Here is a 20,454-nt window from a genome sequence, read left to right on the forward strand (position 1 = left end):
ATAAATCCAATCCTCAATTGAAGCCGAGAAAACATGCAAATTCATCGACTGGCGCTCTGGGCATCAAACGAGGTTCAATGGCGTTGCCGTCCTCCTCAAAGCCCATGGAAATTCCACAAACGACCATTTCCGCATCTGCAATGGGGAGAAGTGTCCGCAATAGCTTGTGGTACTTCGCGAACGTTTCCTGAGGGCAGCTGCTCAGGCCACGCCCTTTTGCACTCAGCATGATATTCTGCAGGAACATTCCCAGATCCAGCCAGCTGCCCTGTTCCAGACGTCGATCAATCGTCACGATGAGACCGACCGGAGCGCCGAAGAATCCATAGTTCTTGCCGGTCTGTCGTGCACGTCCCGTCATGTCGGCCTGCTCGATTCCCAGTGATCCGTAGAATATTCTGCCGAAGTCCTTCTTCCGGGAAAGATAGGGTTCCGGCAGCTCTTCCGCATAATAGGCATACTCGGAAGCGTAGCTGTCTTTCTCAGTTTCATGCGCCAGGAGGAGAGTCGAGCCGATCTTGTGCTGAATTTCGCCGGAAACCACATAAACCCGCCAAGGCTGGATGTTCGCTCCACTCGGCGCGTGCCGCGCGGCATCGAGGATTTCGCGTACCAGCTCCTCCCCAACCGGCTCGGTCCTGAATTTTCGCGTCGAGGTCCTCGACCGGATGACGTCGTCGATCGAAGCATGATCACGATCCCGAACCCGAAGGGTCGCTCGTTTTTCACTGAGAGGTCTCAACCTGTACGGCTCCAAAAATGCCTGCACTAACGGGGCAATGCTCCTTCGGATTTGCCACCCGGATCGATCACTCAGAAGTGAATAGTACGCATTACCCAAATGCGGCACTCTCATCACGAGCATGAAGCGACTACAACTTCCTGTTTATTAAAGATAAAATTCCAGGGAACGATCAAAGCCCCAAGTTTGACGCTAATCATCACAAGACGATAGGTCGCTGCAGATCTTTTCTGCATGGGGATACGGAATGTCGGTACGCGTACTTATGATCAGCGGGAGCCTCCGGGCAGGGTCTTACAACTCGGCACTCCTCCGCCTGCTCCCGTCGCTCGCACCTGCATCGTTTGCGATGGATACCGCGCCGTCCTTTGCTGAATTTCCATTCTATGACGCCGATGAACATCAGCGCGCCGGGACACCCGAAGCAGTCCTCGCGCTGGCGGAAGCCATTCGCCGCTCCGACGGAGTGGTAATTGTGAGTCCAGAATATAACTGGACCATCCCGGGAGCGCTGAAGAATGCTTTCGACTGGCTTTCGCGAGTCGAGAATCAGCCGCTGAAAGGAAAGGCTGTTGCTCTTCAGTCCGCGAGCGCCGGCCCGCTCGGTGGAGCGCGAATGCAATATCACATGCGGATGATGCTGACCTTTCTTGAGGCCAATCTGGTAGCGACGCCCGAGATTTTCGTGGGTCTGGCGCCAAGCAAGTTCAGCGAGGATCGTTCGCAGCTTCTCGATGGCACCTTGCGTACCATGATCGAAGCTCAGTTGCGAAAGCTGGAGGATGTCATCCGCATGACGAACTGGGCGAATGCGCCTGACAATCACGCGATATCCGGCTGACGAAATTGACCGGCCGCTCGGTCTGACGCGACAGAGGGAAACTGACTTGAGCGAAGCTTATATCTGCGGGGCCGTGCGCACCGCCATCGGACGCTATGGCGGAAGTCTGTCCAGTATTCGGATCGACGATCTCGCTGCGGTGCCGCTCTCCGCTCTCAAGTCCGAGTGGCCGCTTATCGATGGAAATGTCGATGAGGTAATTCTTGGCTGTGCCAATCAGGCAGGCGAGGACAACCGTAACATCGCACGTATGTCGGCTCTGCTTTCTGGTCTTGGCGAGCAATGCCCGGGTACGACGGTCAACCGGCTTTGCGGTTCGGGGATGGACGCTGTCATCCTTGCTGCTCGCGCGATCAAGACAGGAGAAGCAAATCTGATAGTGGCCGGCGGTGTGGAAGGCATGTCTAGGGCGCCATTCGTCTTGCCAAAAGCGGAAAGCGCGTTTTCGCGCGCCAACGTGATCCATGACACCACCATAGGCTGGAGGTTCGCAAATGCCCTGATGAAGGAGCGATACGGAACCGATTCCATGCCGGAGACCGCCGAAAACGTCGCGCACGAGTTCGGTATAAGCCGAGACGACCAAGACACCTTCGCCTTGGAAAGCCAGCGTCGTGCGGCTACCGCCCAAATAAGTGGGCGGCTTTCACTGGAAATCGTACCGGTGAGGGTCGCTGGGCCAAAGGGCACAGAACTAAAATTCGAGCATGATGAACATCTTCGTGCGACTACAATCGAGCGGCTAGCGGCATTGAAGCCCATCGCCGGTGATGGCGGGACAGTAACCGCCGGCAATTCGAGCGGCATCAACGACGGGGCTGCCGCAATCGTTGTGGCCAGCAAGGCAGCAGTTGACTCCTACGGGCTTGCGCCGCGGGCGAAAATCCTCGGGGCAGCTGTCGCGGGAGTGGCACCCCGCATCATGGGGATCGGGCCCGCGCCAGCGAGCCAGAAACTCCTTGAGCGGTTCGGCATCCCATTGAGCTCGATCGATGTGATCGAGCTCAATGAGGCATTCGCGAGCCAGAGTTTGGCGGTCCTGAGGCTACTCGGCCTTCCCGACTGTGCCGACCACGTCAATCCGAACGGTGGAGCAATCGCGCTGGGCCACCCCCTTGGGATGTCCGGCACGCGGCTCGTACTCACAGCGACTGAGGAACTCATTCGCAGCGGTGCACGCAAGGCTCTCTGCACAATGTGCGTCGGAGTCGGTCAAGGCGTCGCAATACTGCTCGAAAAAATCTGAGGCGGCCGGGCGTCGAAATTAGAAAGTAGGCATGATCGCGTGGCCTCGCTGTATCCGCACCTTAGTCGATCGACTTGTATGGCGTTCGCCGACTACCCCGTCACGGCTTCGAGTAGCCTACAGTCGAGAGGCGTCCTTGTCGCTTTGGTGCAGGCCGCCTCCTGCGGCATGAGCTTCGGTTCTCATTCCCTGAGACACCGTAGGGGGACTTCGACCGCACCAGTGATCACCTGGGCAAGCAGATCGACTGCAAGGACGGCGTCTTCTCTAGCCTCCGCAGCGCTTGCTCGCCAGGTGCTTCATCCGCTGTTGACGGTTCGGGTGGCCGTCCATCCTGGCGACGTAACTAAGGATTCGGTCCTCTCCAGTATTGAAACAACGCTGAGATGCTTTGCCAAAAGCCGCCAAGCCAGAAGTTATCAGTCACTTCTGACCGCGCCTCGCGTGGAATGAATGTCGAAGGAGTTCCGATGCCTTTCGACATTCGCCAACTCCGATTTGCCATTGCAGCAGCCGATCACGGCAGCTTATATCGCGCGTCGCGGGCGCTAGACGTCGAGCAATCCACCCTGAGCCGCGCCATCCTGAAGCTGGAGCGGGTGATCGGCGGCAGAATTTTCAATCGCTCGCAAGCGGGCGTCACCATGACCCTTGCCGGCGCGCAGTTCATCCGCGCGGCGCGACCGATGGTGGCGAACGCGGAAAAGATGGCGACAATGATGCGGGCGGCTGGTCAGGGCCGCGCCGGCGGGCTGATGATCGGGCACAACAGCGCGATTTCGGCCGGCCATCTGCGCGCGACGATACTGGGCTGGCGCGCGGCCCACCCCGACGTCGAGGTCGATGGCGTGGAGGCCGACCGGGGCGCATTGCTTGCCGGCCTCGATACGGGCGAGATCGACATCGCGATCCTGGTGGGCGAAGCGAACCACGCCGATTTCCGGCACGCGTCGTTCTGGAACGAGCGCGTGATGATCGCCCTGCCCGACAGTCATGTCCTGGCCGGGCGCGAGACCGTTCACTGGACCGATCTGCGTGGCGAGCGTTTCCTGCTGCCCGGCGCCGATCCCGGCCCGGAGATTCGCGACATACTGCTCGGCCGTCTGATGATGGCGGGCGAGCCTCCCGATATCAGGATGCACCAGGCGAGCCGGGAAGCGATACTGAGCGTGCTCGGCGGCGGGCTCGGTGTCTCGATCATCTGCGAGGGTGGGACCGGCGCGCGCTATCCCGACGTCGTCTATCGGCCCATCCTCGGCGAGCAGGGACCGGCGTTCGTCAGCTATTCCGGCTATTGGCGAGAGGACAACGGCAATCCCGCACTGCGGCGGTTCCTCGCCTTCGTGCGCGACCGCCATGCACTGTCGTTCGACATTCCGTGAACGCGCGAGACAGTGACATGCGACGTTAACAAGCCGGATCGCAACCAATGGCCGGCCTGATTTGCAACCGGAGAAAGGAGCGCGTCATGGCGCAAGGCAAGACACTCATCATCGTGCTGGTCACGCTGATCGTCGGGTTCGGAGCGGGTTTCGTGCTCCGGCCGGTAATCGCGCCGGTCGAGCAGGCGCAAGTCGTCGCGAGCCCGGCTCCCGCTGCTTCGCCGGCTGAGCCGCGCGGCAAGCAGTATTTTGCGGCGCATCTCGGCGAGGCCCGGCAGGTTCTGACGCAATGCGCGGAAGGCTCGGTGCGCGGCGACGAATGCTTCAATGCCGAGATGGCCGTCACGGAGGCGGACGGCAGGGCGCGGCACAAGCGGTTCTTCGGCAACTGAGGCGGGATTTACACCGCCTTCAACTCCCCTGCGCGCGATGCCGGCGAAAGGCGCGGTCGGTCGCCATGAACCGCTCCAGCATCGGCGCGACGAGTTTCTCCGGTGCGAACGGCTGTTGCCCGGTCTCCTTCGCGAGCGCGTCTGAATAGGCGACGAGATCGCGATGCACGGTGGCGGGCAACTCCACGGCGAGCTTGACGGGCTTGTCCTCCGGGATCGGCCCCAGCTTCAGTTTCGTCATCGTGTGCCTCCAACGGGCTCCAATACAAGGTCGCGGGTCAGGACGATCCTGAGCGGATGCCCCGGCCGGATGGTGAGTGTCGGTTGCACATTCAATTGCCGCCGCACGATCTGCTGGCCGGTCTGATTGATGGTGTCCTGCGAGCCGCGACGGAGCGCGCGAGTCAGGTCGTCCTCGCTGTCGGCCCCCAGCTCGGTCCCGACGCCGAGCAAGGTCGAGACCGCTGCGGCTTTCAGCAGATTGCCCCAATGCTGATTCACGCGGTCCTGCAAGCCGGCATAACCCGCCGCATCGGCGCCGGGCTGGCGCTCGAGAACGATAGAGTGGCCGTCCGGCATGATGAGCCGGTCCCAGGCGAGCAGCACGCGGGTCTGCCCCGCAGCAACCTCGCTGTCATATTCGCCGATCAGTCGCGCGCCCTGCGGAATGAGCAGGATGCGCCCTGTGGGGCTGTCATAGACGTTAGCCGTCACCTGGGCGGTGATCTGGCCGGGCAGGTCGGAGCGGATGCCGGTGATGAGTGCGGCGGGGATGATGCTGCCCGCCTGCACGATGTTGGGCGAAACCGGCGCGGTCAGCCGCTCGGCGCTGACTGTGCGCCGGTTGGCGGCCTGCGCCATGAACGCCCGCTTTCCGGCCTGATCGCCCTGCGCCGCTGAGCCGTCTTGCTGTTCCGGGAATTGCGGAGCGGAGGTGTCCGGCGCTGCTATCGCCAATCCGGGCAAGGATGGCATCGCGACGGCCCCGGCACCGCTTTGCCCAAGGAACACCGTGCTGGTGCGGGCGGCGTCGCGTTCCTGGGCGATGCGCTGGCGCGCAGCTTCGGCGGCCTGGGCGCGCGGATCGGGCTGCGCGCCGATCGGCGGCGCGGGCACGTCTTGCCCGCGCTGCTGCGCCGAGACGATCGGCCCGCCGAGATCGCCGGGGAGCGGCTTTCCGAGTTTCGGAACCTGGCCGTAATCCTTCGGCCCCGACGTGATGGTCTCCGCCGCGGCGCGGCTGTCGGTATTGTAGAGTTCCCTGGCCGCCTTCTCCCCTTTGGGCGCGAGCGCATAATAAAGCGAGCCGCCGATGCTCAAGCCGGCGACGACGCCGAGCGTGGCCAGCGCCTTCCTCGACAGGCGCATGACGCGCGGCGCCGGCCCGCGAAGCTGGAAGGCGGCGGGATTCGCGGATGCGGGTTGCGGGGATGCCTGCGGCGCGGCCGGCACAGATTGCTCACGTGCAGGCTGGACGGGCGTGGCGGCGGGATCGGCCATCACCGCCCCCTGCGGCGCGGTTCCGCGCCGTCGCGCACGATCCGCACGCGCCGCTCGCTGCGCCGGTCGCCCAGGCGCAGCTCGGCGGCGGTGAACAGCCGGTCCACCACCATGTAGCGGCCCTGCACGCGGTAATTGACCAGCTCGGCGTCGTCGGCCAGGCCGGTCACGAACAGCGGCGGCATCTCGCCCTGCGAGATCCCGGCCGGAAACTCGACGAACACCTGCCGGCCGTCGTCGAACGCACGGGCCGGACGCCAGGCCACGCGGTCGCCCTCGATCCGGTAGCGGAAATTGAGCGCGGCGAGGTCGAGTCCGCTCGCCACAGGGGCGGCGGATGCCGCGGCGGCGTTGGCCCCGCGCAAGGCGATCAGCGCGTCCTGCGGATAGGTCCACGATACCGACGCCATGTAGGTCGAAGCCGTCGCGCGCAGCTCCAGATGATAGGTGCGCCGGGAAGTGTTGATGATGAGGTTCGTGAAAAGGTCGGGCCGCGTCGGCTTCACGAGGATATGCACGCGCGCCGTCGCGCCGCTGCCGCTCACCGTGTCGCCGATGATCCACCTGACCGTATCGCCGGCCGCGACCGGCCCCGGCCCCACGAGCTGCTCGCCTTCCTGCAAGGCGATGTCCGTCACCTGTCCGGGCGCGGCATAGACCTGATAGAGCGCACCTTCGGTCCATGGATATTGCTGGATCGCGTTCACATAGCCGTCGCGGGTGGGCTGGATGCGCGCGGCGGCGTTGGCTGCCCCGACGCGGCGGCGCGGATCGGCGGGCTCGGAAGTCGCCGCTCCGGCCGCGACCGGCTTCAATTGGCCGGGGAGCGGCAGAGGTTCGGGGATCGTCACCACCTCGACGGGGCGCGGCGGTTCCGCGGCCGGCGTCGCCGCGATCTCGCGCGGCGGATCGTCGTAGGCTATGGAGGGCGGCTTCGCCGATGTGGTGGCGCAGCCGGCGAGCGCGGTGGCGGAGACAAGCAGGACCGCCGAGGCGGAACGGCGAAATGGCGTGTGCGTCATTGCGACAGCTCCCTTGACCAATTCAAAGCGTTGACGAAGACGCCGAGCGGGTTCTTGCGCAGGGCGTCGGGCGTGCGCGGCGGCTGCACGACGACGGTGAGGATCGCGGACCAGCGTTCGGTGGCGGCGAGGCTACCGTCCTGATAGCGCCGCTCGATCCAGGCCACGCGGAAGCTGTCGGGCGATGCCCGGATCACGCTCGACACGTCCACCGCGACCTGCACCCGGCCGACATTGGCGAAGGGGTCGTTGGCGCGGGCGTAGTCGTTGAGCGCCACCGCTCCCCGATCGGTCGTGAAGTCGTAGGCGCGCAGCCAGTTCTGGCGGACGATAACCGGATCGGCCGGGATCGCTCTGACCTGCTCGATGAAGCGGGCGAGATGGAACGCGATCTGCGGGTCGGTCGGGCGGTAGCCGGCTTCGGCCGGGGCGACCGCCTGCGCTTCACCCAGCCGATCGACCTCGACCACCCAGGGAACGATGTGGCCGCGGGCGGATTGCCAGACGAGGCCGGCGGTGAGCCCGCCCGACAAGGCAAGCGCGCCGAAGAAGGCGAGGCGCCAGTTCCTGGCCTGCACGCGGGCGGAGCCGATGCGGTCGTCCCAGACCTGCGCTGCGCGCTGATAGGGCGTGGCGGGCTCGGGGGTCTCGCCGTAGCGGATGGTGGGTCGTCGGAACATTTCGGATCATTCCCTTTCCTTGACGTCGGGACCGGCGCCGCCGCCGTGGCTGTCGCCGGCCTTCATCGTGTGGGCGAGCACGGTCGCGCCGTGACTGGCGGACTGGCGGTTCTTCATGGCCAAGGCCCATGCGGGCTGAGCGGAAGCCGGGGCTGCGGGCGCGGAGCTTCCCGATGCGGGCGCAGCACCGAGGCCGGCGCGGGCGCCCGTGCGGAAGTTATCCTTCATGGATGCGCCGGCTTTTCCGGCCATCCGGCGCAGCGGCGAGAACGCGGCACTGGCAGCGCCACTCGCCGCCTTCTGTCCGACAGCGGCCATGCCGCCCGCCACCGCGCCCGCGCCGCTCCTGCCGAACGAGCCGACGCTGTAAGCGCCCGCTGCGCCGCCAGCCATGCGCGCGCCGCCTCGTGCGGCGGCGCCGGTCATCCGGCCGGTCGCGCCTATGGTCGAGGCGGCAGCGCCCAGGCCCAGCTTCGCGGCGGCTGCGCCACCGACCAGCGCGCCGCCTGCCGCCAGCACGGTTCCGGCCGCTGCGCCCGCGCCGAGCTGCGGGCCGCCCGAGACGATGCCGTTGGCGATGCCGGGGCCGAAGATCGACAGGCCGAGCAGCGACAGCGCGCCGAGCGCGATTCCCAGAACCTGCCGCGCGTTGGGCTCGGGTCCGATCGTGACCGTGAACGTGCTGAACAAGGTCGTGCCGATCCCGATGATGACGGCGAGCACGAGCACCTTGATCCCGCTGGAGACGATATGCCCCAGCACCTTTTCGGCCATGAACGAGGTGCGGTTCCAGAAGGCGAACGGGAGCAGGACGAACCCGGCCAGCGTCACCAGCTTGAACTCGATCAGCGTCACGAAGACCTGCCCGGCCATGAAGAAGAAGGCGAGGATGACGATCAGGTAGGACAGCAGCAGCACGACGATGATCGCGAGATTCGCGAATACCGCCCACAGGCTGCTGAACGCCTCGGCCGCGTCGATCAGCGGCTGCGCCGCATCCAGCCCTTTGGCGGCAATGGTGCTCGGCTTCATGAACTCGCCGATTGTCAGCGTGCCGCCGCTCGCTTTGAGGCCCAGCCCGGCGAAGCTCTCGAACACGATCGTCGCAAGCGACTGGAAATTGCCGATGATGAAGGCGAAGGCGCCGATATAGAGGGTTTTCCTGACCAGCCGCTGGATCACGTCCTCGTCGGCGCCCCAGGCCCAGAATAGCCCGGCGATGGTCACGTCGATCGCGATCAGCGTCGACGATAGGAAGCCGACCTCGCCGCCAAGCAGGCCGAAGCCGGAATCGATGTAGGTGGAGAAGGTGTCGAGGAAGGTATCGACGATGCCGGTATCGCTCATGGCGCGGTGCTCCCGGCCTGATCGGCGACAAAGTTGCCGGGCAGCTCCGGCCGGATAGCCTCGTTCGCCCGGCTGCCATCGCTGCCCGCGCTATTGTAGGCGGCGGGGAGCGATGCATTCCCGGCCGTCGCGGGCGCGTCGCTATCCTTTCCGAAGAAGCGGCGGCGGTTCGCCGCCCATGCCTGCTCGCACCCGGAATCCGGCATGGTGAGCGAAGCGCAACGCTCCAGTTCGCGCGTCAGCCGCTTCTGTTGCTCTCCCTGCTCAATGGTAGGAAGGACCGCGCCGAGGGGCGGGTCGTTCGGTTCACGCAAGCCAGCAAGCGCGACGGCCAGCATGATGCCGCCGAGCGCTGCGACACCGGCGATCTTGGCGTTGCGGGACATTGGCAGGGCTCCCCGTCAGTTGCGGCCGAAGAAGCGGCGGAAGCGTTCGCGCCCTTCCGCCTCGATCGCGGCCTGTCGCGCGGCGTCGAGCGACTGCGCCCGGCCTTGCGCGGCGACGGCGGCGGTGAGGTCGGCGAGCTGCTGCGATTGCAGGGCGAGAAGCTGGTTGCCCGCCTGCGCCGCCTGGAGCGCGCCGGTCGCGGACTGGCTGGCCGTGACCAGGCTGTTCATCGTGGTGCGGGCGTCGTCGATATTGCCGACCACGCCCGCCTGCACCTGCAAGGCGTCCTGGAACGCGCCGACGCTGTCCTCCCAGCGCGCATTGGCGTTGGCGATCATCTGCGCGTTGGTGCCGGTGAGCGCGGTTCCCTTGTAGCGGCCCTCGAACGCCTGCTGGATGTTCCGAACATCGTAGGCGATGCGCTGGGCCTGTCCGAGCAGCTGCTGCGTCTGCCGGACCTGCTGCTGGAGCGTGTCGACCGTCGAGAGCGGCAGCGAAGCGAGATTGCGCGCCTCGTTGATGAGGCTGGTCGCCTGCTGCTGGATTTGCTGAATCTGGTTGTTGATCTGTTGCAGCGACCGGGCGGCGGTCAGCACGTTCTGCGCGTAGTTGGTGGGATCATAGACAATCCCGCCGAACTGCGCGTGCGCTGGTGCGGACGCGGTGATGCCGATGATGCTCGACGTGGCGAGAACGCCGGCCGTAAGGGCGCGGCGCAGGATGGTGGACTTCATAGGGGCAACTCCTGGTGGGGGTGGCGATGGGCTTCAGGAAGAAGCTCGACGGCCCAGGCGCAGCCGCGATGCCGCAGCCATTCGGCGGCAAAGGCGTCTACGCCGTGGGTTTCGATGATCCCGGCGATGGCGAGCTGGTCTGTCTTGGAGGAGGAGGCGGCGAAGGCCAGCGCGACCTCACCCAGCCCCAGCTCGAACAGGCGGTTGCCGCGCCGCGACTGGCAGTAATAATCGCGCTTGGGCGTCGCCCGGCTGAGGATTTCGATCTGCCGCGCGTTGAGCCCGAACCGCTCGTAGATCACCGCGATCTGCGGCTCGGCCGCGCGCTCGTTGGGCAGGAGGATGCGCGTCGGGCAGCTCTCGACGATGGCGGGCGCGATCGGGCTGCCCTCGATCTGGGCGAGCGACTGGGTGGCGAAGATGACGCTCGCATTCTTCTTGCGCAGCGTCACCAGCCATTCCGATAGCTGTTTGGCGAAGGCCGGCGATCCCAGCGCCAGCCAGCCTTCGTCGATGATGACGAGCGTGGGGCTGCCGTCGAGCCGGCCGGCGACGCGGTGGAACAGATAAGAGAGCACGGCCGGCGCCGCGCCGCTTTCCATCAATCCTTCGGTCTCGAACGCCTGGATCGCCGCGTCGCCGAGCCGTTCGCTCTCGGCGTCGAGCAGTCGGCCCCAGGCGCCACCCACGCACCACGGCGCCAATGCCTGCTTGAGCTGCTGGCTCTGGAGGAGAACGGCGAGCCCGGTCAGGGTGCGTTCCGCGACCGGCGCGGTGGCGAGCGAGGTCAGCGCCGACCAGAGATGGTCCTTCGCCTGCGGATCGACGGTGACGTTCTCGCTGGCGAGGATCGCGGCCAGCCATTCGGCGGCCCAGGCGCGCTCGGCCGGATCGTCGATCCGGGCGAGCGGCTGAAGCTGGACACCATCGCCGGCCTCGTCGGCGAGCATTCCGCCCAAATCCTGCCAGTCGCCGCCCATGCCGAGCGCGGCGGCGCGGATGCTGCCGCCAAAGTCGAACGCGAAGACCTGCGCCCCCGCATAGCGGCGGAACTGCATCGCCATCAGCGCGAGCAGCACCGACTTGCCCGAGCCGGTCGGCCCGACGATCAGGGTGTGGCCGACATCGCCGACGTGGAGGGAAAACCGGAACGGGGTCGAGCCTTCGGTCCTCGCGTAGAGCAAAGGGGGCTGTCCGAAATGCTCGTCCCGTTCCGGCCCCGCCCATACCGCTGACAGGGGGATCAGGTGGGCGAGATTGAGGGTGGAGACCGGGGGCTGGCGGACGTTGGCGTAGGTGTGGCCCGGAAGTGAGCCGAGCCACGCTTCTATGGCGTTCATCCCCTCGGGGATCACCGTGAAGTCGCGGCCCTGGATGATCTTCTCGGCCAGCCGCAGCTTCTCGGCGGCAATCGCGGGATCGCGATCCCACACCGTCACCGTGGCGGTGACATAGGCCATGCCGGCATAGTCGGCGCCCAGCTCCTGCAGGGCGGTGTCGGCGTCCAGGGCTTTGTTGGAGGCGTCGCTGTCGAGCAGCGTCGATGCCTCGTTGGTCATGACTTCCTTGAGGATCGCCGCGACGCTCTTGCGCTTGGCGAACCACTGGCGGCGGATGCGGGTCAGCAGCTTCGTCGCATCGGTCTTGTCCAGCATGATCGCCCGCGTCGACCAGCGATACTCGAAAGCGAGCCGGTTCAGCTCGTCGAGCAGGCCGGGAAAGGTGACGCTGGGGAATCCGGTGATGGTGAGCGTGCGGAGATGATGGTCGCCCAGACGGGGTTCGAGCCCGCCGGTCAGCGGCTCGTCGGCGAGCAGCGCATCGAGGTGCATCGGCGTCTCGGGCACGCGCACGCGCTGGCGACGGGTCGAGATCGTGCTGTGCAGCCAGGTCAGCGTCTCGGCGTCATCGAGCCAGCGGACCTCGGGCACGAAGCCCTCGACCAGATTGAGAACGCGATCGCCGCGGTCGGTGAAGCCCTTGAGCAACTCCCACGGATCGACGCCCGTGCCGGAACGGCCTTCATAGAGCCAGGTTTCGGCGCGGGCGGCGTCCTCGGCCGGGGGCATCCAGAGCAGCGTCAGATAATAGCCGCTCTCGAAATGCGCGCCTTCCTCGCGGAACTGCTCCCGGCGTTCCATGTCGACCAGCGCCGAGACGGGATCGGGGAAATCGGATTCCGGGTAGTCGAGCGCGGGCGTGCGCTGCGCCTCGACGAAGATCGCCCAGCCCGAGCCCAGCCGGCGCAGCGCATTGTTGAGCCGCGCGGTGGTGGCGACCAGCTCGGCCGGCGTCGCGCTGTCAAGATCGGGGCCGCGAAACTTCGCCGTCCTCTGGAAACTCCCGTCCTTATTCAGAACGACGCCCTCGCCGACCAACGCGGCCCAGGGCAGGAAGTCGGCCAGATGCGCGGCGTGGTTCCTGTATTCGCGCAGGCTCATCATGGCCGCATCCACGTCGGATAGCGGAGGTGGCGGCGGGCCACGTCCACGAATTGCGGGTCGCGCCGCGCCGCCCAGACCGAGAGCGCGTGACCGATGGCCCAGAGGGCGAGGCCCGCGATCCAGAGGCGCAGGCCCAGGCCGATCGCGCCCGCCAACGTCCCATTGACGATGGCGAGCGAACGCGGGGCGCCACCGAGCAATATCGGCTCGGTCAGCGCCCGATGGACCGGCGCGAAATAGCCCGCGATGGGCTCGCCGTGATCGGCCGCGCCCGTCATGCGATCAGCGCCCCGCCGCCGAACGAGAAGAAGCTCAAAAAGAAGGAGCTGGCCGCGAACGCGATACTGAGGCCGAACACGATCTGGATCATTCGCCGCGCCCCGCCCGACGTATCGCCGAAGGCCAGGGTCAGGCCGGTCACGATGATGATCATCACCGCGATGATCTTGGCAACCGGCCCCTCGATCGATTCGAGGATGCTTTGCAGCGGCGCTTCCCACGGCATCGACGATCCGCCCGCATGGGCGGGCATCGCGTAGAGCAGGCCAGCGGCGGTGATGCCGATATGGCCGAGGCGGTCGAGCATGGTGCCGCCGAGCAGGCGGCCCTTCATGGTCCTGATGGGCTTGGCGTCGTTGGTCATGGCAGGTCTCCGGTCTGGGGGGTGATGAGCGGCGTGAGGCGGTAGTCGCCGGTCGCGGCGTCGAGCCCTTCGACGCGGGCCAGTTCGGCGAGACGGCGGCCGTGCCCGTCGCGGACCAGCACGGCGATAAGGTCGATGGTCTCGGCCAGCAGCGCGCGGGGGACCGTGACGACGGCCTCCTGGATGAGTTGCTCCATGCGGCGCAGCGCGCCGATCGCGGTCCCGGCGTGGATGGTGCCGATGCCGCCGGGGTGCCCGGTGCCCCAGGCCTTGAGGAGGTCGAGGGCCTCCGCGCCGCGCACCTCGCCGATGGGGATACGGTCGGGACGCAGGCGCAGGCTGGACCGCACGAGATCGGACAGCGAGACGACGCCATCCTTGGTCCGCATGGCGACAAGGTTCGGCGCGGCGCACTGAAGCTCGCGCGTGTCCTCGATCAGGACGATGCGATCAGTCGTCTTTGCGACCTCGGCCAGGAGCGCGTTGACCAGCGTGGTCTTGCCGCTGCCGGTGCCGCCCGCCACGAGGATGTTGGCGCGGGCCGAAACAGCCTGCCGGAGCGTGTCCGCCTGGGCGGACGACATGATGCCGGCCGCGGCATAGTCGCCCAGCGTGAACACCGCGACGGCCGGCTTGCGGATCGCGAAGGCCGGGGCGGCGACGACAGGCGGCAGCAGCCCCTCGAACCGCTCCCCTCCTTCGGGTAGTTCGGCCGAGACGCGCGGGGACCGGGCATGGACCTCGACGCCGACATGGTGCGCGACCAGGCGCACGATGCGCTCGCCATCCGCCGCGCCGAGCATCATGCCGGTGTCGCCGATGCCTTCGCCCAGCCGGTCGACCCACAGCCGGCCGTCCGGGTTCAGCATCACCTCGATCACGGCGGCATCGTCGAGCCAGGCCGCGATCGACGGCCCCAGCGCCGTGCGCAGCATCCGCGCGCCGCGCATGTTCGCTTCGGATCGGATCGACTGGACGGACAAGGAACGGCCCCTGAATTGGGCCGGGCGAACCGCCGCCCGGCGTCAGGGGCACATCAAGAGAGACAGGAAATCGCGCGGGGCAACAACTATGTCAGGGCGTAGTAGTGACGGCGGTAGATAAGTGCGCGTTGCGGTCGGACACTTTCGGCGCCGCTCTCCGCCCGCGCTATTTTCGCGAACATAGCTGGCCGAGTCGCGCATGGCCGGCCCCGATTGGTTCGCACACTGTCATGTGTCGGCTGAGCCGCCGTCACGACCTGCAATATCCTCCGGTATCTCATCGAGCAGGCTCTTGCCGCTGGCGTAGCGCCGGCCGAGCGTCTCGACAAAACCCTCATAGCGCTTGCGCCCCTTGACCTGGGCCGCCGCCTGATCCTCGTCGGGCAGCGGTGGCGTGACCGCCAGCCAGAAACGCACGAACAGCGCCAGCGCCTCGGTGGTGAGGCCGGTGTTGCGTTCGAGCCGCTGAACCTGGCGCGAGAGACGGTCGAGCCGCCGCGCGAACGCGGCCTCCATCCGGTCGGCGCCGTCCGGCGACATCCAGGACGTAACGGCCGCTTCCACGATAGCCGAGCGCGAGATGCGGCGGCGGATCGCCAGCTCGCTCACCTGGCGGGCCAGTTCGGGCGGAAAATAGACGTTGAGACGGACGCGCATGGGAGCCTCCTACATTTCGATGCCGTCGTCGGGATCGAGCGACGCCTGCCGTGCGATGCCTTGCATCCGGCGCCGCGCCGCGGCCTGGCGCGCGGCGTCCTCGGGCTCGTCCTCGACGATGGAAAATTCCTGCGCGGGCGGTGCGGGCGCCGTCTCCTTCACGATGGCGACATGATCGGGAAGCTCGGGCTCGCGGCGCAGCCCGCTGTTGGCGGCATCCTCCTGGCGCCGGATGATCGCCGCGATCTCGGCGGGATCGGCCGTGGCGGCGAGCCCCGTCCAGTCGTGGGGACGGACCTCCCGCGGTGGCGATGCGGCCGGATCGGGCGGCGGCATGATCCGCGCGGCGAGACGGGGATCGGCATAATAGGCCGCCTTTTTCGCGCGGATCGGCTGGACGCCCGACACCATGACGATTTCCTCGTCGGGCGGCAGCTGCATGACTTCGCCCTGCGTCAGAAGCTGCCGGGCGGTTTCGGAGCGCGAGACCATCAGATGCCCGAGCCAGGGCGAGAGCCTGTGCCCGGCATAATTCTTCATCGCCCGCATCTCGGTCTTGGTGCCGAGCGCCTTCGACACGCGCTCCCCCGTTTTCTCGTTGTTGGTCGCGAAGCTCACCCGGACGTGGCAGTTGTCGAGAATCGCATTGTCCTGTCCGTAGGCTTTCTCGATCTGGTTGAGCGACTGCGCGATCAGAAAGGATTTCAGGCCATAGCCGGCCATGAACGCCAGCGCGCTCTCGAAAAAATCCAATCTCCCGAGTGCGGGAAACTCGTCGAGCATCAGCAGCAGGCGATGCCGGTTGCCCTGGTTCAGTTCCTCCGTCAGCCGCCGCCCGATCTGGTTGAGCATCAGGCGGATGAGCGGTTTGGTCCGCGAGATGTCGCTGGGCGGAATGACGAGGTAGAGCGTTGTTGGCAGTTCGCCCGCGACCAGATCCATGACGCGCCAGTGGCAGGCGCGCGTGACCTGGGCGACGACGGGATCGCGGTAAAGCCCTAGAAACGACATGGCGGTGCTGAGCACGCCCGAGCGTTCGTTGTCGCTCTTGTTGAGCAGCTCGCGCGCGGCCGAAGCAACCACCGGATGCACCCCGGCTTCGCCGAGATGCGGTGTCGCCATCATCGCGGCCAGCGTCTGTTCGATCGTGCGCGCCGGATCGGACAGGAAGGCCGCGACGCCGGCAAGCGTCTTGTCGGGCTCGGCGTAGAGCACATGCAGGATCGCGCCGACCAGCAGCGCATGGCTGGTCTTTTCCCAGTGGTTGCGTTTCTCCAACGAGCCTTCCGGGTCGACCAGCACATCGGCCACGTTCTGCACGTCGCGGACTTCCCACTGGCCGCGCCGCACCTCCAGCAGCGGGTTGTAGGCGTCCGACGCCGCGTTGGTCGGGTCGAACAGCAGGACGCGGCCATGCTGCGCGCGGAAGCCAGCGGTCAGCGTCCAGTTCTCGCCTTTGATGTCATGGACGATCGCCGACGCCGGCCAGGTCAGGAGCGAGGGCACCACCAGCCCCACGCCCTTGCCGCTGCGGGTCGGCGCGTAGCACAGCACATGCTCGGGACCGTCATGGCGCAGATAGGCGCGGCCCAGCTTGCCGATCACCACGCCGTCGTCGCCGAGCAGTCCGGCCGCGCGCACCTCGTCCTCGGTCGCCCAGCGCGCCGAGCCATAGGTTTCCGCGTTCTTCGCCTCGCGCGCACGCCACACCGACATGGCGATGGCGACCGCGACCGCCACGAACCCGCCCGACGCGGCGATATAGGCGCCGGTCTGGAAAATGCCGGGCGCATAGGCATCGAAGCTGAACCACCACCAGAAAAAGGCGTAAGGCGGATAGACCGGCCAGCCGAGCGCCATGAACCAGGGTTCGCCAAGCTCGGGCTGATATGCCAGCGCCGCCGCCGTCCATTGCGTGGCGCTCCAGATCGCGGCGAGCACGATCAGGAAGACGGCGATGATCTGGCCCCAGAGGATTTTGGTAGCGGGCATGGTTTATCTCCTTGTTCAGATGCCGAGGCCGCGCTTGCGGCCCAGCGACCAGCCGATGCCGCCGCCGTCGCGGGCGACGCCTGCGATCTGCCGGCCCAGCTGGCGTTCGAGGTCGTTCGACCAAGGCACGAGCCGGAAGCCCAACCCGTCGTCGATCATCGCGAAGCGGCCCGAGGCGAGCGCGAGGCGCTGGCGGCATGTCCCGGCGACCTTGTCGCCGGGACTGGTGGGGCGGTAGGCGAGTCCCGTCCGGCCCGCGATTTCGGCACCTGTCGCGTCCAGCTCGCGGCGGCGAAGCGTGTCGATCAGGTTGCCTTGCAGAACCACGCGGTTGCCGAAGCGGCGGGCCAGTCCTTCGCGCACGAGATGATCGGTGCGCTGGTCGAGCGCCTGCTGCACCTCCGATCCGAACCCGGCGGCCGTCACCGCACGGCGGCGCTCGATGAGACGATGATCAAGCCAGGTCGCGCCTGTCGCGTTCACCTGGGCGGCGAGGTCGAGATCGGATCGCGTCGCCAGGAACATCGTCGGCTTCGGATCGCCCGGCCGGCCGATAGCGCGCAGCTCGACGATGCCGCCGATATCCGGGCTGCGCTCCAGCGCCTCGATGCCCGGAAGCCGGACATGGTGGGTGCGCCCGTCGATGCCGTCGATCACGGCATAGGCCGAGCCATGCAGCTCGTCGTGCAGCCCCTTGTCGATCAACCGGCCGACGATGGGCTTTTGCGGCGCGGCGCTGACGATCTCGTAGCTGTCGAGCGGGCGCTGCAGGCCGCGATCGTTCAGCGCCTTGCCGATCGTGCGGATGATGTCGCCGCGCGTGCCCAGCTCGCGCAACCTGGCTTGCGCATCCGCCGCCAGTGCCCACTGACCGGGCGTGGCCTCGGCTGCGAGCCCCATCGTCTCCAGATGCTGCAAGCGGCCGATCATCAGGCGGCGGACCTGGGGATCGTCGGGTCCGGGCTGCTGGGGGCGCAAGTCGATGACGCCGAGTGCGTCCGCCGTGCGATCGATCTCAGCGTCGAGCCTGGTCCAGCGTTCGGCCGTCACCTCGCGTTCGAGCGCGCGCTGGATTTCATGCTCGGGCTTGGGGCCGAGTTCGGCATAGGCCAGTTCCTCGGCGCGCGAGCGCAGATTGTGGCTGATATACTCCCGGTTGATAACGAGGTCGGCCCCCTGGTCATCGACGCCGCGCACGAGCAGATGGACGTGGGGATTGTCGGTGTTCCAGTGATCGACCGCGATCCATTCGAGACGCGTCCCGAGATCGGCTTCCATCTGGCGAACGAGATCGCGGGTATATTCGCGCAGGTCGGTGAGGTCCGCCGCATCCTCGGGCGAGACGATGATCCTGAAATGATGCCGGTCGTCCTTGCAGCGATCGGCGAAGGCGCGGTCGTCGGCGCCGTCGCCATTGGCGTCGAACATCCGCGCGGGCGATCCGTCACGGGTGACGCCCTCGCGCTTGAGATAGGCGATGTGCGCGGAGAGCGGCGCCCTCGGCCGCCCGTTCCGGTGGAAGCGGGTGAGGGGCACGATCTTGACCAGCACGCGCCGGCCCGATCCGAACAGCCGGCTGCGCGCGAAGGACGTGCGGCCCCGGCCGAAGTTCGATTGCCCGACGCGCCGCGATCCGCCCCAGCCGCCCGTTCGCCGGCCTCCGCCGCTGCGCGCGGCGACGCGGAGCACCTGGACGACAAATCCTTGCGCCTTGCGGCCCTGGCCGGCTCCCCTGTTCCTGACCTTGCCCGGCCGGACGCGGAAATCCTCGTCCTCGCTCACGGCCGGGCTGCTTTCCGCCGAAAATGGCCTGTGGTGCCATTCGGCGCTTTGAAATGACTTGCTTTTTTCTTCCGAGCGGCACGCTCGCCGACCGACGCACCCGCGCCAAATCGTTGAAAGACAAAGGCTTTCAGCGAATTTGGGGTGCGCTTTCTATCTTGCCGTCCCTTCCTTCGGCTTTTTCCTGCCCTTCCAGGCACTTCCACCTTCCAACCGGGCAATCTGAAAACGGGGGCGGTCATGGTGCGCCGGCCTGCCGCCGGCTTGCGGACGGCGCGCTGCCGGGCCGCGGCGATGCTGCAACGGGATCGCCCGGCAGCGCGAACTTGAGGCGCCAGGTCCGCCAAGCTTCGGCGACGGCTCCGGTGCCGGGAAACAGGTCGTCGAGCGCATCTTCGGGACGCGCGGCGACCGTCTCGAACGCCCAATGACAGACCGCTTCGGGCTTCGCGCCGGTGAGGCCGCGGCGCAGCGTGATCGGGCATTCGATCCAGTCGCGCATGACCAGGCGCTTGCTGACCACGGGTTTGCGCGCGGGCTTCACGATGACGGGTTCCCACGCCCAGGCGACCGGCACGTTGCGCTTGAAGGCGGCAAAGCCCTTGACCCACGCCATCCACCGCGCGCCGGTTTCGCGGATCAGCGGCGCGAGAACGGCGACCGATTCCGGCGTCGCTGCGGCGTGCAATATCCAGCCGTCATAGTCGCGCTGGAGCCGCTCGATCAGCGCCGCATGATCGACCTCGCCCGCATAGTCGGGATGATTGCGATAGAGATGCGCGCAGCCGATATAAGGCGGATCGGCGTAGGCGATCTTCACGGCTGCCTCCGCCCTGACAGCGCGACGAACAGACTGTTCGCGGCCGGTTCTACCGCCGCGCGCATGTCGTCCGCGTGTTTTCCGGGTGACGTTTCCAGTGCGGCCGGATCGTCGTTCGGCCGCGCAGCGAACAATGCGGCCCGGCGCCAGGCGAAGCGATCGGACGGCGGCGCGGCGGCAAGCTGGCTGTCGCCCGCGCTGCCGGTGATGGCCGCCAGCTTTGCAAGATAGGCGCGTGTCTCGGCGGGCAGCGGGCGGCCGCGCGAGAGGTATTCGTCGTAGCGGCCCGGCCCGGCATTGTAGGCCGCCAGCATCGCCGTCGCGTTGCCGTAGCGGTCGTGCATCGCGCGCAGATAGGCCGCGCCCGCCATAATATTGTCGCGCACATTGTAGGGATCGCGCCCCAGCCCGTGACGAATGCGCAGGTTCGCCCATGTGCCGGGCATGATCTGCATCAGGCCCATCGCGCCAGCCGAGGATACCGCACGGGAATCGCCGTTGCTCTCGACGCGCATCACCGCCCAAATCCATGCCTCGGGGATGCCGAAGCGCCGCGCGGCGTCTGCGACTTGAACGGCCCAGGGATGGCTGGTTGCCGTGCGTTCGGCCGGCGCGTCCTGTGCCCGCGCCGCGTCCGGCCCGATACCGGACGACAGCAGCAGAACCGCGAGCAGGACGACCGATCCGCCCCCGCTCCGCCGCCAGCCTGCCAGCGTGCTCGCTCCGGTAAAGGGTGCGCGCGATGCGCCGGCCGGGGGCCGCCCTTGACCTTCGCTGCGCGCGCCGGCCGGCCTGCGACCGAGCGGGACGGAGGGATGATGCGATCTTTCCGCGAACAGAGGGATGACCGGGAAAGGCAC

At 66.9% G+C, this 20,454-nt stretch carries 21 protein-coding genes and 1 pseudogene; 5 read left to right on the forward strand and 17 right to left on the reverse strand.

Going from position 1 to position 20,454, the window contains the following annotated elements; all coding sequences use genetic code 11:
• Positions 1–13: 13 nt before the first annotated feature.
• A complete protein-coding gene (locus F9288_RS01490) occupies positions 14–769 on the reverse strand; it encodes a nitroreductase (protein ID WP_217482577.1) in 756 nt (251 codons plus the stop codon).
• Positions 770–1,007: 238 nt separating this feature from the next.
• Between F9288_RS01490 and F9288_RS01495 the strand changes: the two genes are divergently transcribed.
• The 5 genes and pseudogenes from F9288_RS01495 (at position 1,008) to F9288_RS01510 (ending at position 4,603) form a co-directional block, all read left to right on the forward strand.
• A complete protein-coding gene (locus tag F9288_RS01495) occupies positions 1,008–1,583 on the forward strand; it encodes an NADPH-dependent FMN reductase (RefSeq protein ID WP_230461330.1) in 576 nt (191 codons plus the stop codon).
• A 46-nt stretch (positions 1,584–1,629) separates the two neighbouring features.
• A complete protein-coding gene (pcaF, locus tag F9288_RS01500) occupies positions 1,630–2,829 on the forward strand; it encodes a 3-oxoadipyl-CoA thiolase (protein ID WP_155178438.1) in 1,200 nt (399 codons plus the stop codon).
• Positions 2,830–3,048: 219 nt separating this feature from the next.
• A pseudogene (locus F9288_RS22000) lies at positions 3,049–3,282 on the forward strand (DUF2334 domain-containing protein); the annotation flags it as partial.
• 17 nt (positions 3,283–3,299) lie between these two features.
• Complete coding sequence (locus tag F9288_RS01505; RefSeq protein WP_174834971.1) at positions 3,300–4,211, forward strand: LysR family transcriptional regulator; 912 nt, start codon at positions 3,300–3,302, stop codon at positions 4,209–4,211.
• Between the two features lie 86 nt (positions 4,212–4,297).
• A complete protein-coding gene (locus tag F9288_RS01510) occupies positions 4,298–4,603 on the forward strand; it encodes a hypothetical protein (protein WP_155178434.1) in 306 nt (101 codons plus the stop codon).
• A gap of 19 nt (positions 4,604–4,622) precedes the next feature.
• Here F9288_RS01510 and F9288_RS01515 read toward each other — a convergent pair whose 3' ends face one another.
• The 16 genes from F9288_RS01515 to F9288_RS01590 form a co-directional block, all read right to left on the reverse strand.
• The gene (locus F9288_RS01515) at positions 4,623–4,844 is read right to left on the reverse strand and encodes a DUF2274 domain-containing protein (protein ID WP_155178432.1); all 222 of its coding nucleotides are present in this window, start codon (positions 4,842–4,844) and stop codon (positions 4,623–4,625) included.
• Complete coding sequence (locus tag F9288_RS01520; RefSeq protein WP_155178430.1) at positions 4,841–6,103, reverse strand: TrbI/VirB10 family protein; 1,263 nt, start codon at positions 6,101–6,103, stop codon at positions 4,841–4,843. The genes F9288_RS01515 and F9288_RS01520 overlap by 4 nt, the downstream gene beginning before the upstream one ends.
• Entirely contained in the window at positions 6,103–7,125 is a 1,023-nt protein-coding gene (trbG, locus tag F9288_RS01525; protein ID WP_155178428.1) for a P-type conjugative transfer protein TrbG, read from the reverse strand. Before trbG ends, F9288_RS01520 begins: the two co-directional genes overlap by 1 nt.
• Positions 7,122–7,805: a conjugal transfer protein TrbF gene (trbF, locus tag F9288_RS01530; RefSeq protein WP_155178426.1), complete on the reverse strand. Its 684-nt coding sequence runs from the start codon at positions 7,803–7,805 to the stop codon at positions 7,122–7,124. The genes trbG and trbF overlap by 4 nt, the downstream gene beginning before the upstream one ends.
• A gap of 6 nt (positions 7,806–7,811) precedes the next feature.
• Positions 7,812–9,152 carry a P-type conjugative transfer protein TrbL gene (gene trbL / locus F9288_RS01535; RefSeq protein ID WP_155178424.1) on the reverse strand — a complete coding sequence of 447 codons (1,341 nt, stop codon included), beginning with the start codon at positions 9,150–9,152 and terminating at the stop codon, positions 7,812–7,814.
• The gene (gene trbK-alt, locus F9288_RS01540) at positions 9,149–9,538 is read right to left on the reverse strand and encodes a putative entry exclusion protein TrbK-alt (RefSeq protein ID WP_155178422.1); all 390 of its coding nucleotides are present in this window, start codon (positions 9,536–9,538) and stop codon (positions 9,149–9,151) included. Before trbK-alt ends, trbL begins: the two co-directional genes overlap by 4 nt.
• A gap of 15 nt (positions 9,539–9,553) precedes the next feature.
• Positions 9,554–10,273, reverse strand: a complete 720-nt coding sequence (trbJ, locus tag F9288_RS01545; protein WP_155178420.1) for a P-type conjugative transfer protein TrbJ — start codon at positions 10,271–10,273, stop codon at positions 9,554–9,556.
• Positions 10,270–12,717, reverse strand: coding sequence for a conjugal transfer protein TrbE (trbE, locus tag F9288_RS01550; protein WP_155178418.1), 2,448 nt, complete (start codon positions 12,715–12,717; stop codon positions 10,270–10,272). The genes trbJ and trbE overlap by 4 nt, the downstream gene beginning before the upstream one ends.
• Positions 12,714–12,995 (reverse strand): VirB3 family type IV secretion system protein, encoded by a 282-nt coding sequence (locus F9288_RS01555; protein ID WP_155178416.1) that lies wholly within the window; start codon positions 12,993–12,995, stop codon positions 12,714–12,716. The genes trbE and F9288_RS01555 overlap by 4 nt, the downstream gene beginning before the upstream one ends.
• Positions 12,992–13,303 (reverse strand): TrbC/VirB2 family protein, encoded by a 312-nt coding sequence (locus F9288_RS01560; RefSeq protein ID WP_031290822.1) that lies wholly within the window; start codon positions 13,301–13,303, stop codon positions 12,992–12,994. The genes F9288_RS01555 and F9288_RS01560 overlap by 4 nt, the downstream gene beginning before the upstream one ends.
• Before the next feature lie 53 nt (positions 13,304–13,356).
• Positions 13,357–14,343 carry a P-type conjugative transfer ATPase TrbB gene (gene trbB / locus F9288_RS01565; protein WP_155178412.1) on the reverse strand — a complete coding sequence of 329 codons (987 nt, stop codon included), beginning with the start codon at positions 14,341–14,343 and terminating at the stop codon, positions 13,357–13,359.
• A 228-nt stretch (positions 14,344–14,571) separates the two neighbouring features.
• Positions 14,572–15,000: a CopG family transcriptional regulator gene (locus F9288_RS01570; RefSeq protein WP_155178410.1), complete on the reverse strand. Its 429-nt coding sequence runs from the start codon at positions 14,998–15,000 to the stop codon at positions 14,572–14,574.
• Positions 15,001–15,009: 9 nt separating this feature from the next.
• Positions 15,010–16,992: a conjugal transfer protein TraG gene (locus F9288_RS01575; RefSeq protein WP_155178407.1), complete on the reverse strand. Its 1,983-nt coding sequence runs from the start codon at positions 16,990–16,992 to the stop codon at positions 15,010–15,012.
• Between the two features lie 15 nt (positions 16,993–17,007).
• Entirely contained in the window at positions 17,008–18,774 is a 1,767-nt protein-coding gene (locus tag F9288_RS01580; RefSeq protein ID WP_155178405.1) for a DUF3363 domain-containing protein, read from the reverse strand.
• Positions 18,775–19,012: 238 nt separating this feature from the next.
• On the reverse strand, positions 19,013–19,594 hold the full coding sequence (locus F9288_RS01585; protein ID WP_155178403.1) for a hypothetical protein: 582 nt from the start codon (positions 19,592–19,594) through the stop codon (positions 19,013–19,015).
• On the reverse strand, positions 19,591–20,454 hold the full coding sequence (locus F9288_RS01590) for a lytic transglycosylase domain-containing protein (protein WP_174834972.1): 864 nt from the start codon (positions 20,452–20,454) through the stop codon (positions 19,591–19,593). Before F9288_RS01590 ends, F9288_RS01585 begins: the two co-directional genes overlap by 4 nt.

The organism is Sphingomonas sp. CL5.1 (assembly GCF_013344685.1).
Lineage (GTDB): Bacteria > Pseudomonadota > Alphaproteobacteria > Sphingomonadales > Sphingomonadaceae > Sphingomonas.